The sequence below is a fragment of the Variovorax sp. EBFNA2 genome, from assembly GCF_033802765.1.
In the GTDB taxonomy this organism is placed as follows: Bacteria; Pseudomonadota; Gammaproteobacteria; order Burkholderiales; family Burkholderiaceae_C; genus Variovorax; species Variovorax paradoxus_H.
In genome coordinates this window covers 5,967,137-5,979,370 of record NZ_CP138496.1, presented here as the reverse complement: position 1 = coordinate 5,979,370, position 12,234 = coordinate 5,967,137, and the positions used below count along the sequence as shown (strand labels likewise).

The window sequence follows — 12,234 nt, the reverse complement described above, 5'->3', positions numbered from 1 at the left end:
AGGAGAACACCCATGGCAACCCGTAAGAAGAAAGAAACCGCGGCTTCGGCCAAGGTGACGAAGGCTGCAACCCTGCGCACGAAGGACGTCGCAGGCCTGCAAGCTGAAATCAAAGATCTGCAGAAGGCCCACTTCGGCCTGCGCATGCAGAAAGCCACGCAACAGCTGTCGAACACCACGACGCTGCGCGTGACGCGTCGCGACATCGCTCGCGCCAAGACCATTCTTGCTCAGAAAGAGCAAGAGACCCAAGCCGCCAAGTAAGGAGTGAACATGACGGAAGCTAAAAAATCCCTCAAGCGCACCTTGATCGGCAAGGTGGTCAGCGACAAGCGTGCCAAGACCGTGACCGTGCTGGTCGAGCGCCGTGTGAAGCACGAGCTCTACGGCAAGATCGTGGCCAAGACGAGCAAGTACCACGCCCACGACGAAAAGGGCGAGTACAAGCTGGGCGACACCATCGAGATCACGGAAAGCCGTCCAATCTCGAAGACCAAGAACTGGGTTGTGACCCGTCTGGTCGAGAAGGCCGCCCTGGTCTGATCAAGCACTCGGTCGCCCTCGAGGCAACCCATCCGAAAACGGCCCACAATGTGGGCCGTTTTTCTTTTTCAGGAGCAAATTACATGATCAAAGTCGGCGACACCCTTCCTTCGGCCACCCTGCAGGAATATTCCGAAGTCGAGGGCGAAGGCTGCAGCATCGGCCCGAACGCGGTTGACGTGACCAAGGCCACGGCTGGCAAGACCATCGCGCTGTTCGCACTGCCGGGCGCCTTCACGCCCACCTGCTCGGCCAAGCATGTGCCGGGCTACGTGCAGCACTTCGACGACTTCAAGGCCGCCGGCGTGGACGAGATCTGGTGCGTGAGCGTGAACGACGCGTTCGTGATGGGCGCCTGGGCGCGCGACCAGAAGACCGGTGCCAAGGTGCGCATGCTGGCCGACGGCAGCGCCGACTTCGCGAAGGCCACCGGCCTCACGCTCGACCTGACCGGCCGCGGCATGGGCCTGCGCAGCAACCGCTACTCGATGCTCGTGAAGGACGGCAAGGTCGCGACGCTGAACGTCGAAGGCCCGGGCAAGTTCGAAGTGAGCGACGCCGACACGCTGCTGGCGCAAGCCCGCGGCTGAGCCCGGTCTACAGCTCTACCTTGAGGTAATGAGCCCCGGCGACGGGGTTGTGATAGTAGGGCGGCACCTCTGCGAAGCCCAGGTCTTCGTAGAGGGCGCGCGCCGACTCCATGTCGTCGAGGGTGTCGAGCAGCACGCAGGCATAGCCTGCGCTGCGTGCCGCATCCAGGATGGCTTCGGCCAGCTGCCGGCCGAGCCCGAGCCCCCGGAACCCAGGGCGCACATACAGACGTTTCATTTCCGCCGCGTTCGCGTAGTCCGTGCTGTCGATCGGACGCAGCGCGCAGCAGCCGGCCACGTGGGCGAGCGTGCCGTCGGCGCGCTTCAGTGTGGGCGCGGCGCGGCCGGCGTCCTCGTTCACATGGGCGGGATCGACCAGCGCCAGCAGCAAGGTGCCGCGCGGCTCGGCGTACTCGCCGGGCAGGCCGGCCAGTTCGCCGTCGAAATCCTGGAACGCGAGGTCGATGGTCAGCGAGCCCGCGTAGTCGCGGAAGATCGCGCGCACGGCATCGACTTCATGCGGTTCGTCGGGCGTGAGGAGCACCACGGCCGGCACGTCCGACAGGGGCAGCGGGCGGGAGACGGAAAAGCCACTCATACGCGCAACGACGCCACCCAGAACGCCACGCCCGCGCACAGCGCGAACAGCAGCAGCGCCAGCGTGCGCGATGCCGCATCGTCGCGGCTCGGTGGTACGCCATTGCCATTGCCATTGCCATTCCCGTCGGAGGCCGCACCTGCGATCACCAGCTTGTCGCCCGACAGCATCGGCCCGACCAGCCGGTGCCGCTTCACCAGCACATAGAACAGCACCGCCAGCACATGCAGGCTCACGAGGCCGATCACGATCCATTTGCCCTGCGCCTTGTGCCAGCCGGTCGCCAGGCTCACCATGGCGCCTGACACAAAGCGGGTCAGCGGGCCGGAGGCGGAAATCTCGTCGTCGGCCATCAGGCCGGTGGCGACCTGCAGGATCAGCAGCGCCAGCACCGCGAACACCGACAGCGCGCCCAGCGGCGTGTGGCCGATCAGGTGGTCGGGGTGCGATTTGCCGCGCAGGTAGGCGATGACCGAGCCCGGGGCGTAGATGAAGGCCGCGAACCGCGACCAGCGTCCGCCCACGAAGCCCCAGACCAGGCGGAACAGCAGCAGCGCCAGCACGGTGTAGCCGAGGCGGAAATGCCATTCCATGATGCCGTTCAGGCCGGTCACGATCAGGCCGATCACGGCGAAGGCGAGTGCCCAGTGAAAGAGGCGGGTCGGCAGGTCCCAGACGCGTGTGCGGGCCACCGAGAGGGTGTCGGTCATCGAAAAAGGCGCCGGGGCGCGAGGCTGCGGAAGGCGCAGATTAGCAAAGTCCGGCCCGGTCGTTCCACCGGGTTGTTGCTATGCGCCCGACACAGGCAGCCCCTACACTGCCCACAGCACTGCGTTCGACGGTGCCAAACCCCACACAAGGAAGGTCCCCCGATGATCCGTTTTGCTTCGTTCGCCCTTGCAGCCGCCTGCGCTGCCATGTCCCTGCCGGCGGCGGCACAGTTCGCTAAGCCCGAAGACGCCATCAAGTACCGCCAGAGCGCGCTGTTCGTGATGGGCCAGCACTTCGGCCGCCTGGGCGCCATGGCCAACGGCCGCGTGCCCTACGACGCAGCCGCTGCCGCCGCCAACGCCGAGGTCGTGGCCGACATGGCCAAGCTGCCCTGGGCCGCCTTCGGCGCCAGCACCGAGGGCGGCAAGGCCAAGCCCGAGGTCTGGAAGGAAGCCGCGAAGTTCAAGGAGCACCAGGACAAGGCGATCGCCGAGACCGGCAAGCTGGTGGTTGCCGCCAAGGCCGGCAACATCGACGCCCTCAAGGCCCAGTTCGGCGCGACCGGCGCGAGCTGCAAGGCCTGCCACGACAGCTTCCGCAACCAGTAAGCCGCGGGCTTCCGCAATGAAAAAGGCGCTCCGCAAGGAGCGCCTTTTTCGTTCCAGGGATACCGCGGAACCGGCTTTGCCGGGCCGCCGGTATCGCCCCCGGCAGGGGGGGCGAAGCGACACGAAGTGCGCGCAGCCTGGGGGCGGGTCAAGCTTCCGCCAGCAGCTTTTCGATCAGCTTGTGCAGCTCGGCAAAGTCGGGCTCGCCCACGTAGCGCTTCACGATCTCGCCTTTCTTGTTGACGATGAAGGTGGTGGGCGTGAGCTTCACGTCGCCCCAGGCCTGCGCCACGCTGCCGGTGTTGTCGATCGCCACCTTGAATGGCAGCTTGCGGGTTTCGGCAAAGTTGACGACGTAGCTCGGCGGGTCGTAGCTCATGGCGATCGCCAGCGTGTCGTAGCCCTTGGCCTTGTACTTGTCGTAGGTCGAGATCACCTGGGGCATCTCGGCCACGCAGGTCACGCAGCTCGTGGCCCAGAAGTTGACCAGCGTGACCTTGCCCTTCAGGTCGGCCGTGCTCTTGGTGGTGCCATCGAGCAGCACGAAGGTCGAGGCCGGGGCGGCCGTGCTGCCCGAACCGAGGTACACGCCCACGCCGGCGGCCAGGGCGATCACGACGGCGGCGGCAGCGAGGTATTTTTTCATGGGCACCTGAAGGAGAGAGGCGCGGCGATTTTAGTTCCGCGTGCCGGATCGCGTCGGCACACGGCCTTCATCCTCCCGAAGGCCGTTCGATAATCGCCCTCCGATGCCATCGCTTCCTTCCCCTTCCTGGCCCGTGCTGGCCCTGGCCGCCGCGCTGGGCGCGTGCAGCCCGACCTTCAACTGGCGCGAGGTGCCGATCGCCGACGCCGGCCTCGTCGCGCTGCTGCCCTGCAAGGCCGACCGCGCCCAGCGCGCGCTGCCGCTGGGCGCCGAGTCGGTGCAGGTCGACATGACCGGCTGCGAAGCCGGCGGCGCGACCTTCGCCGTGGCCCATGCCGCCGCCACCAGCCCGGCGCAGGCCGAGGCCTGGCTCACGGCCTGGCGCACGGCCACGCACGGCCAGCTGGGCGTGGCGCAGGTGATCCAGGGACCGGCCACATTGCCGCGCGCCACGGCCGTTCCCGCACCGTGGCGGCTCGACGGGCAATCGGCGCAGCAGGGCGTGGCGCCGGTCGAGGTGCTCTGGTTCGCGCAGTCGCAGAAAGACGGCAGCGTGTCGCTCTACCAGGCCACCGTGCTGGGCCGTCCGTCGTCGCCCGAAGCGACAAAGACCTTCTTCGAGGGCCTGCGCCTGCCCTGAGTTCGGGCCCCGAGGCGCAGCTATCGTTTTTGTAGCTGTTGCCACGGCGCCAATGGCCGCCTTCCCCGGCTGGCGCGTTGTGTCCTCCATGTCTCTACTTCCTTTGGGCGCCCCCGCATAATCGACGCGTCGTCCTCCGAGCCGCATGAACAGCATCCTCATCATTGCCCACTCTCCGTTCGCACAGGCGCTGCGGCAGTGCGCGCTGCATGTGTTCCCCGACTGCGAACAGGCGGTCGTGGCGCTCGACGTGCTGCCCAACGTGTCCCCCGAAGAAACGCTGGCCGCCGCGCGCATCACGCTCGCGCAGCAACTCCATGCGCCGCGCTCGCAGGTGCTGGTGCTGGCCGACGTGTTCGGCGCCACGCCCTGCAACGTCGCGCAGAAGCTGGTGGACGGCGTGCGCTCGCGGCTCGTGGCCGGTGTCAACCTGCCGATGCTGCTGCGCGCCGTCACCTACCGCCACGAACCGCTCGACACGCTGGTGCAGCGCGCCCTCGCGGGCGGCACCGCCGGCGTCATGCAGGTGGCGGTGGCGGCTCCCCAGAACCAGGCGAAAAGAAAGCACAGTGATCAAGAAATCCGTGACCATCAGCAATAAGCTGGGCCTGCACGCACGCGCGTCGGCCAAGCTGACCAAGCTCGCGGGCAGCTACCCCTGCGAGGTGTGGCTGTCGCGCGGCGACCGCCGCATCAATGCCAAGAGCATCATGGGCGTCATGATGCTGGCCGCCGGCCTCGGCGTGACCGTCGAGCTCGAGACCAACGGCCCGCAGGAAGAAGAAGCCATGAACGCGATAGTCCATTTGATGGACGACAAGTTCGGCGAAGGCGAATGAATGTGACCCCCACGCTCCGCACTGCGTGTCGTCGCTGCCCCCCGAGGGGGCTCGGCCGCCTTGGGGCGGCCCGGCGGCGGCCGATGACCTTCGGTCCACGCACATGACCTTCGCAGTCCACGGCCTTCCTGTCGCCCGTGGCATTGCCATCGGCCGCGCGGTGCTGGTGGTGTCCAGCCGCATCGACGTGGCGCACTACTTCATCAAGCCCGAAGAGATCGAAAGCGAGATCGACCGTGTGCGCACCGCGCGCAACGCGGTGGCCGACGAGCTCACCAAGCTGCAGGCCAGCGTGGCGCAGATGGGCCCCAACGACGCGCCGCACGAACTCGCGGCGCTGCTCGAGGTGCACCAGATGCTGCTGCAGGACGACGTGCTCAGCGGCGGCGTGAAGCACTGGATCAGCGAGCGCCTGTACAACGCCGAATGGGCGCTGACCACGCAGCTCGAGGTCATCGCGCGCCAGTTCGACGAAATGGAGGACCCGTACCTGCGCGAGCGCAAGGCCGACCTCGAACAGGTGGTCGAGCGGATGCTGCATCGCATGAAGGGCACGGCCGCCGTGCTCGCGCCCAGCCCGCCGCGGCGCAAGCGCGCCGCGGCCCATCACGACCATGACGACGAAGACGACGACCCCACCGCGGGCGACGGCTTCGACGTGCCGCTGGTGCTCATCGCGCACGACCTCTCGCCGGCCGACATGCTGCAGTTCAAGAAGAGCGTGTTCGCGGGCTTCGTCACCGACGTGGGCGGGCGCACCTCGCACACCGCCATCGTGGCGCGCAGCATGGACATCCCGGCCATCGTCGGTGCGCGCTCCGCGAGCCAGCTGGTGCGCCAGGACGACTGGGTGATCATCGACGGCGAAGCCGGCGTGATGATCGTCGACCCGTCGCCGATCATCCTGGCCGAGTACGGCTTCAAGCAGCGCCAGGGCGACCTCGAACGCGGCCGGCTCGCGCGGCTGCGTCACAAGCCCGCCGTCACGCTCGACGGCCAGCGCGTCGACCTGCTCGCCAACATCGAGATGCCCGAAGACACGGCCGGCGCCGTCAAGGCCGGCGCCGTGGGCGTGGGCCTGTTCCGCTCCGAATTCCTTTTCATGGGCCGTGAGAACTCGGCGCGCCAGACGCGCCTGCCCGACGAAGAAGAGCAGTACCAGGCCTACAAGCGCGCGGTCGAGGGCATGCAGGGCATGCCCGTCACCATCCGCACCATCGACGTGGGCGCCGACAAGCCGCTCGACGGCAAGTCGGCCAGCAAGCAGGAGCACCTGAACCCCGCGCTTGGGCTGCGCGCCATCCGCTGGAGCCTGGCCGATCCGGCGATGTTCCTCACGCAGCTGCGCGCCATCCTGCGCGCGGCGGCGCACGGCGAGATCCACCTGCTCATTCCGATGCTCGCGCATGCCAGCGAGATCCGTCAGACGCTGTCGCTCATCGACTTCGCGCGGGCCGAACTCGACAACCGCGGCGTGGTGTACGGCCCGGTCAAGCTCGGCGCGATGATCGAGATCCCGGCCGCCGCGCTCACGCTCAAGACCTTCCTGAAGCACTTCGACTTCCTGTCGATCGGCACCAACGACCTGATCCAGTACACGCTGGCCATCGACCGCGCCGACGAGGCCGTCGCCCACCTCTACGACCCCGCGCACCCCGCGGTGCTCAAGCTCGTGGCAGACACCATCGCCGAGTGCCGCCGTCAGGGCAAGGGTGTGTCGGTGTGCGGTGAGATGGCCGGCGACGTCGCCTTCACGCGCCTGCTGCTGGGCCTGGGCCTGCGCAGCTTCTCGATGCACCCGTCGCGCATCCTCGCCGTGAAGCAGGAAGTGCTGCGTGCCGACACGGGCAAGCTCGAGCCCTGGGCGCGGGGCGTGCTCGACGCGGACGATCCTGCGGCGGCTCTCGCGGGCTGAGCCCGCGCTTTCGCATACCTTTGTCTTCGTGATGCACCGTGAGAACGGTGGGTTGCGGGGCGAGTGAAACAAACCGAAATACGGCGATACCGAGGTGAAAGGACTCGCCGCGCCCTGACGCGCACCATCAGGTCTCCTCTTCCAACCCCTGAAAGAAAGGCCTGCATCATGATCGTCAAGTCGTCTCTGCCCCTCGCCCAGCTCATCGCTGTCGGTTCCTTCGCCATGCTCGCCGCTGCCGGCGCCAAGGCCGAAACCTACCAAGGCGTTCACGCCTCCGTGTCGGCCATGAGCCGCGCCGACGTCGCCGCCGAAGCCGTGCGCACGGCCGCCGCCCCCGACCAGAACGTCGTGCGGGGTTCGCGCGGTCCCGAGACCATGGCCGTGTCGACCGACCGCGCCCGCGTCGTCGCCGAAGCCGTGCGCACCGCCGCGGCACCCGACCAGAACGTGACCTCCGGCTCGCGCGTGAACAGCAAGGTCATCTCGACGATGCAGAACCCCGTCGACGCGCGTGCCGCTGCCGCGCGCGACAGCGGCAACCGCCTCTGAGAAGGTGTGAACGAACCCGCCATGTCCGCTCATCCCGCCCAGACACGCCCCCTCTGCGTTGCAAATGCTCGCCATAGCCCGAGCTATGGCTGCGCTTTGCGCCTTGAGGGGCCGCGCCTGGGCGGGCTGCTCGGCCACGCCGGATTCATTCGCACCTTCTGAGCCACTGCGGCGCACGCGTCGCCACCGTCGCCTCGTCCATCACCGAAGCCGCCCCGCGCAGGGGCGCATGAAGGAGCACCCCTATGAAGCACTGGATCAAACGAACCCTGTTCGGATTCGCGGGCCTGGCCGTTGTGGCCGGCAGCATCGCCGGCTGTGCCGGTCACCGCCACGGCTGGGGCGGCGACAGCGCCGAGTTCCGCACCAAGATGGTCGAGCGTGTCGGCAGCAAGCTCGAGCTCGACGCCTCACAGAAACAGAAGCTCACCGTGCTCGCCGAGAAGCTGCAGGCGCAGCGCCAGGCGATGCGTGGTGCGGGCGGCGCGGGCGATCCGCGCTCGCAGTTCAAGGCGCTGTTCGCGGGCAACACGCTCGACCAGTCCGGCGCCGCACGTCTCATCGAAGAGAAGACCGCCGTGGTGCGCACCGGCAGCCCTGAGGTCATCGCCGCCGCGGCTGATTTCTTCGATCACCTGAATCCGGCGCAACAGCAGAAGGTGCGCGACTTCATGGAGCGCGGCGGTCGCCGCTGGAACCGTCATGGCTGACATCGGGTCGCCTCCCGGCTTCGCGCACTTCGTGTCGCTGCACCGACCCGCCCTGCGGGAGCCGCAGCACCACGCCGCCTCCGTGGTGCCGCGCGAACCGGCCGCGCCGGCCGTGGACGGTGTGCGCACCGTGCTGCGCTTCGAAGGCGCGGTGGTGCTCGCGGTCGCACTGGTCGGCTACGCCCAGTTCGGCATGGGCTGGGGCGTGTTCGCGCTCTGGCTGCTCGCACCCGACCTCTCGCTGCTGGGTTACCTCGCCGGCCCGCGCGTTGGTGCGGCGCTGTACAACGCGGCGCACGCGCTGATCGGGCCGGTGCTGCTGCTGGCGTTCGGCGTGTTCGCGGCGCAGCCGTGGGCGGTGGCCGGCGGCCTGATCTGGCTGGCCCGCGTCGGGCTCGACCATGCGCTGGGCTTCGGCCTCAAGTACGCGACCGGTTTTGCGTCCACCCACCTCGGCCGCATCGGCCGCGCCGATCCATGGTGATCGCGACCGTGTGGCTTTTTCAGACGGCGGGCACGCCCCGGGCGGTGCCATGCCGTCTGGACTGATTGCCAGCTTTGCCATTCGCGCTCTCTTTGCCAGGAGGCACAATCCCGCCATGCCGCGCATCCTGCTGATCGACGACGACGAACACCTCGCCGCGCCGCTGACCACCTACTTCGCACGCTTCGGCTGCACGCTCGACAGCGCCACGCGCCCGAGCGAAGGCATTGCCAAGCTGCGTGCGGGGCACTACGACGCGGCCATCCTCGACGTCATGCTGCCCGAGATGGACGGCTTCGAACTGTGCCGCGAGATCCGCAAGGAAAGCGACATCCCCATCGTGATGCTCACCGCGCGCGGCGAGGTGATGGACCGCGTGGTCGGTCTCGAACTCGGCGCCGACGACTACGTGCCCAAGCCCTTCGAGCCGCGCGAACTCGTGGCGCGCGTGCAGACCATCCTGCGCCGCCAGCGCAGCGCGCCGGCCGCCACCGCTGCCAACGCGCAGCTGCGCGTGTTCGACGGGCTCTCCATCGACCTCGACCGGCGCCAGGTCATGCGCCATGGCGAGCGCGTCGAGCTCACCGGCACCGAGTTCGACCTGCTCGCACTGCTGGCCGGCGAGCCCGGCAAGGTGTTCAGTCGCGACGACATCCTCAACCGGCTGCGCGGCCACGAGGCCGAGCTCTTCACGCGCGCGGTCGACATCGTGGTGAGCCGGCTGCGCAAGAAGCTCGAGCCGCTCGATTGCATCAAGACGCTGCGCAACGCCGGCTATGCGCTGGCCGTGGCACCGGGCGAGCCCGCTTCATGAGATTTTCCCGAGGGCGCGAAGGCGCCGTGCCCGCCGACGGCGAGGGCCGTTGTCCCGGCGCGGAACGGCGCCGGCACTGGCACGCGCGCATGCATGCACAGATGCAGCAGCGCTGGCGCAGCTCGGTGCGCGTGCGGATCGTGATGATGTTCGTCGTGCTCGCACTCGTGATGGCCGCGGTGTTCGTGGGCGGCATGAAGCGCTCGTTCTCCAGCACCTGGGCCGAGGCCGCGCAGCCCATGCTCATGGACTACGCCGACCGCCTCGTCGCCGAGCTCGGCACGCCGCCCGACACGGCGCGCGCGCAGGCGCTGGTCGACCGGCTGCCGATCACCATCCGAATCACCGGCCCGGCCGTGAACTGGGCGTCGAATCCTGGCGACGACATGCACGCGCGCGGCGGCTGGTTCCACGACCGCGACCGCGAGGAGTCGATGTTCTCCACCGAGCGCTGGTTCGTGCGCCCCACGGCCGACGGGCACAAGGTCATCTTCGGCTGGGCGCCCCGGCTGTGGCAGTTCGCGCCGCGCGCGGCCGGCTGGACCACCCTCGGCGTGCTGCTGCTGCTCGTGGTGGTGGCCTACGGGCTGGTGAGCCGGCTGCTGCGCCCGCTGATCGACATCCGCGAGGGCGCACAGCGCTTCGGCCGCGGCGAGTTCACGCAGCCCATTCCGATCCGCCGCAACGACGACCTGGGCGACCTCGCGAAGCGCGTCAACACCATGGCCAGCGACATCCAGGCCATGCTCGACGCCAAGCGCGGCCTGTTGCTGGCGCTGAGCCACGAGCTGCGCTCGCCGCTCACGCGCGCCCGCCTCAACGCCGAGCTGCTGCCCGCCACGCCCGAAGGCGAGGCAGAGCGCGAGGCGCTGCTGCGCGACCTCAACGAGATGCGCGACCTGATCAGCGACCTGCTCGAAAGCGAACGCCTTGCGAGCCCGCATGCCGCATTGCAGCGCGAGCCGGTCGACCTCGCGGCACTGGTGCGCGAGTTCGTGGCCGAGATGCCCGGCGCGCAGGCGGTGCAGCTCGACCTGGCAGGCGGCCTGCCGCCCCAGGCCATCGACCGCATGCGCGTGCGCCTGATGGTGCGCAACCTGCTGGACAACGCGCTGCGCTACAGCGCCGGCGCGCCGCAGCCGCCCACCGTGACCTTGCGTGCGTCCGCAGACGGCGGCGCCGAGCTGGAGGTGCGCGACTTCGGTCCCGGCGTCGACGAGGCGCAGCTCGAACGCCTGACCGAGCCCTTCTATCGCACCGACGGCGCGCGGGCGCGCGCCACGGGCGGTGTCGGCCTCGGCATGTACCTGTGCCGGCTCATCGCCGAAGCCCACGGCGGCCGGCTCACGGTGCGCAACGCGCACCCCGGGCTGCAGATCAGCGTGCGCTTCGGCTGAGGCGCGTGGTCGGCGTGGCCGTCGAAGGGCAGGGCGGGCTGTCGCCTGCGCTACGCGCGGGGCCTTGACCCGCGACTACGATGCGCCTGCATCGCCGACGCCCGGCACATCCACGTCAAGGAGACAGACACCATGAGCAGCCCCCTCACCAACCACCAGGTCCGTCTTGCCAAGCGCCCCGAGGGGACGGCCACGCGCGAGCACTGGCGCTTCAGCACCGAGCCCGTGGCCCAGCCCGACGAGGGCGGCGTGCTCGTCAAGACGCTGTCGCTGTCGCTCGACCCCGCCATGCGCGGCTGGCTCAACGACGCCAAGAGCTACATCCCGCCCGTGGCCATCGACGAAGTGATGCGCGCCGGCGGCATCGGCCGCGTGATCGCGTCGAAGAACCCGCAGTTCGCCGTGGGTGACACCGTGTACGGCACGCTCGGCGTGCAGGAATACATGCTCGTGCCGCAAGACCAGGTCAAGCGCAACGGCCTCGTGAAGGTCGACCTGCGCGTGGGCACCATCACCCAGTGGCTCAACGTGCTGGGCATGCCCGGCATGACCGGCTACTTCGGCCTGATGGACGTGGGCATGCCCCAGGCAGGCGAAACCGTCGTCGTCTCGGGCGCGGCCGGCGCCGTGGGCCAGACCGTGGGCCAGCTGGCCAAGATCAAGGGCTGCCGCGTGGTCGGCATCGCCGGCGGCGCCGCCAAGTGCGACTGGGTGGTGAAGGAGCTGGGCTTCGACGCCTGCATCGACTACAAGGCCGGCGCGGGCGCCGTGCGCGAAGGCCTCAAGGCCCACTGCCCGAAGGGCGTGGACATCTACTTCGACAACGTCGGCGGCGACATCCTGGACGCGGTGCTGGCGCGCCTGGCACGCAAGGCCCGCGTGATCATCTGCGGCGCCATCAGCCAGTACAACAACGCCAACAGCATGCCGGCCGCCGGCCCGAAGAACTACCTGAGCCTGCTCGTGAACCGCGCGCGCATGGAAGGCATCGTGGTGTTCGACTACGCCGACCGTTACCCGATTGCCATCGCCGAGATGGCCGGCTACCTGAAGGACGGGCGCATGAAGAGCAAGGAAGACATCGTGAAGGGGCTCGACACCTTCCCCGAGTCGCTGAACAAGCTGTTCGCGGGGGAGAACTTCGGCAAGCTCGTACTTCAGGTCGCCGAAGACTGACGCAGGGGGTG

Annotated in this window: 17 protein-coding genes; 14 read left to right on the top strand and 3 right to left on the bottom strand. The window is 68.7% G+C overall.

Annotation, left to right across the window (positions count from 1 at the left end):
- Nucleotides 1-54: 54 nt before the first annotated feature.
- From rpmC to RZE79_RS28095, 3 genes are all read left to right on the top strand, one after another.
- Nucleotides 55-264, top strand: a complete 210-nt coding sequence (gene rpmC, locus RZE79_RS28105) for a 50S ribosomal protein L29 (protein WP_056577224.1) — start codon at nucleotides 55-57, stop codon at nucleotides 262-264.
- Nucleotides 265-273: 9 nt separating this feature from the next.
- Nucleotides 274-543 carry a 30S ribosomal protein S17 gene (rpsQ, locus tag RZE79_RS28100; RefSeq protein ID WP_056576548.1) on the top strand — a complete coding sequence of 90 codons (270 nt, stop codon included), beginning with the start codon at nucleotides 274-276 and terminating at the stop codon, nucleotides 541-543.
- An 83-nt stretch (nucleotides 544-626) separates the two neighbouring features.
- A complete protein-coding gene (locus RZE79_RS28095; RefSeq protein WP_153281777.1) occupies nucleotides 627-1,133 on the top strand; it encodes a peroxiredoxin in 507 nt (168 codons plus the stop codon).
- Nucleotides 1,134-1,140: 7 nt separating this feature from the next.
- On the opposite strand, the gene RZE79_RS28090 is transcribed toward RZE79_RS28095, so the two are convergent.
- The gene (locus tag RZE79_RS28090) at nucleotides 1,141-1,731 is read right to left on the bottom strand and encodes a GNAT family N-acetyltransferase (protein ID WP_319357762.1); all 591 of its coding nucleotides are present in this window, start codon (nucleotides 1,729-1,731) and stop codon (nucleotides 1,141-1,143) included.
- Nucleotides 1,728-2,441, bottom strand: coding sequence for a cytochrome b/b6 domain-containing protein (locus tag RZE79_RS28085; protein WP_319357761.1), 714 nt, complete (start codon nucleotides 2,439-2,441; stop codon nucleotides 1,728-1,730). Before RZE79_RS28085 ends, RZE79_RS28090 begins: the two co-directional genes overlap by 4 nt.
- Nucleotides 2,442-2,603: 162 nt before the next feature.
- Here RZE79_RS28085 and RZE79_RS28080 point away from each other — a divergent pair, with 162 nt between their 5' ends.
- The gene (locus RZE79_RS28080; RefSeq protein WP_319357760.1) at nucleotides 2,604-3,050 is read left to right on the top strand and encodes a cytochrome c; all 447 of its coding nucleotides are present in this window, start codon (nucleotides 2,604-2,606) and stop codon (nucleotides 3,048-3,050) included.
- A gap of 148 nt (nucleotides 3,051-3,198) precedes the next feature.
- On the opposite strand, the gene RZE79_RS28075 is transcribed toward RZE79_RS28080, so the two are convergent.
- Entirely contained in the window at nucleotides 3,199-3,696 is a 498-nt protein-coding gene (locus tag RZE79_RS28075; protein WP_319357759.1) for a TlpA disulfide reductase family protein, read from the bottom strand.
- Between the two features lie 103 nt (nucleotides 3,697-3,799).
- Between RZE79_RS28075 and RZE79_RS28070 the strand changes: the two genes are divergently transcribed.
- The 10 genes from RZE79_RS28070 (at nucleotide 3,800) to RZE79_RS28025 (ending at nucleotide 12,223) form a co-directional block, all read left to right on the top strand.
- The gene (locus tag RZE79_RS28070; RefSeq protein ID WP_319357758.1) at nucleotides 3,800-4,336 is read left to right on the top strand and encodes a hypothetical protein; all 537 of its coding nucleotides are present in this window, start codon (nucleotides 3,800-3,802) and stop codon (nucleotides 4,334-4,336) included.
- Between the two features lie 145 nt (nucleotides 4,337-4,481).
- Entirely contained in the window at nucleotides 4,482-4,937 is a 456-nt protein-coding gene (locus tag RZE79_RS28065) for a PTS sugar transporter subunit IIA (protein ID WP_062478898.1), read from the top strand.
- Nucleotides 4,906-5,175, top strand: a complete 270-nt coding sequence (locus RZE79_RS28060; protein ID WP_153281783.1) for an HPr family phosphocarrier protein — start codon at nucleotides 4,906-4,908, stop codon at nucleotides 5,173-5,175. The genes RZE79_RS28065 and RZE79_RS28060 overlap by 32 nt, the downstream gene beginning before the upstream one ends.
- Before the next feature lie 103 nt (nucleotides 5,176-5,278).
- Nucleotides 5,279-7,090, top strand: a complete 1,812-nt coding sequence (ptsP, locus tag RZE79_RS28055) for a phosphoenolpyruvate--protein phosphotransferase (RefSeq protein ID WP_153281784.1) — start codon at nucleotides 5,279-5,281, stop codon at nucleotides 7,088-7,090.
- A gap of 168 nt (nucleotides 7,091-7,258) precedes the next feature.
- Nucleotides 7,259-7,642, top strand: a complete 384-nt coding sequence (locus tag RZE79_RS28050) for a DUF4148 domain-containing protein (protein WP_319357757.1) — start codon at nucleotides 7,259-7,261, stop codon at nucleotides 7,640-7,642.
- Between the two features lie 245 nt (nucleotides 7,643-7,887).
- On the top strand, nucleotides 7,888-8,352 hold the full coding sequence (locus tag RZE79_RS28045) for a Spy/CpxP family protein refolding chaperone (RefSeq protein ID WP_319357756.1): 465 nt from the start codon (nucleotides 7,888-7,890) through the stop codon (nucleotides 8,350-8,352).
- Nucleotides 8,345-8,836, top strand: a complete 492-nt coding sequence (locus RZE79_RS28040) for a DUF4260 domain-containing protein (RefSeq protein ID WP_319357755.1) — start codon at nucleotides 8,345-8,347, stop codon at nucleotides 8,834-8,836. The genes RZE79_RS28045 and RZE79_RS28040 overlap by 8 nt, the downstream gene beginning before the upstream one ends.
- 115 nt (nucleotides 8,837-8,951) lie before the next feature.
- On the top strand, nucleotides 8,952-9,650 hold the full coding sequence (locus RZE79_RS28035; protein WP_319357754.1) for a response regulator transcription factor: 699 nt from the start codon (nucleotides 8,952-8,954) through the stop codon (nucleotides 9,648-9,650).
- Nucleotides 9,647-11,047: a HAMP domain-containing sensor histidine kinase gene (locus RZE79_RS28030; protein ID WP_319357753.1), complete on the top strand. Its 1,401-nt coding sequence runs from the start codon at nucleotides 9,647-9,649 to the stop codon at nucleotides 11,045-11,047. Before RZE79_RS28035 ends, RZE79_RS28030 begins: the two co-directional genes overlap by 4 nt.
- Before the next feature lie 132 nt (nucleotides 11,048-11,179).
- The gene (locus RZE79_RS28025; RefSeq protein ID WP_319357752.1) at nucleotides 11,180-12,223 is read left to right on the top strand and encodes an NADP-dependent oxidoreductase; all 1,044 of its coding nucleotides are present in this window, start codon (nucleotides 11,180-11,182) and stop codon (nucleotides 12,221-12,223) included.
- Nucleotides 12,224-12,234 lie beyond the last annotated feature (11 nt).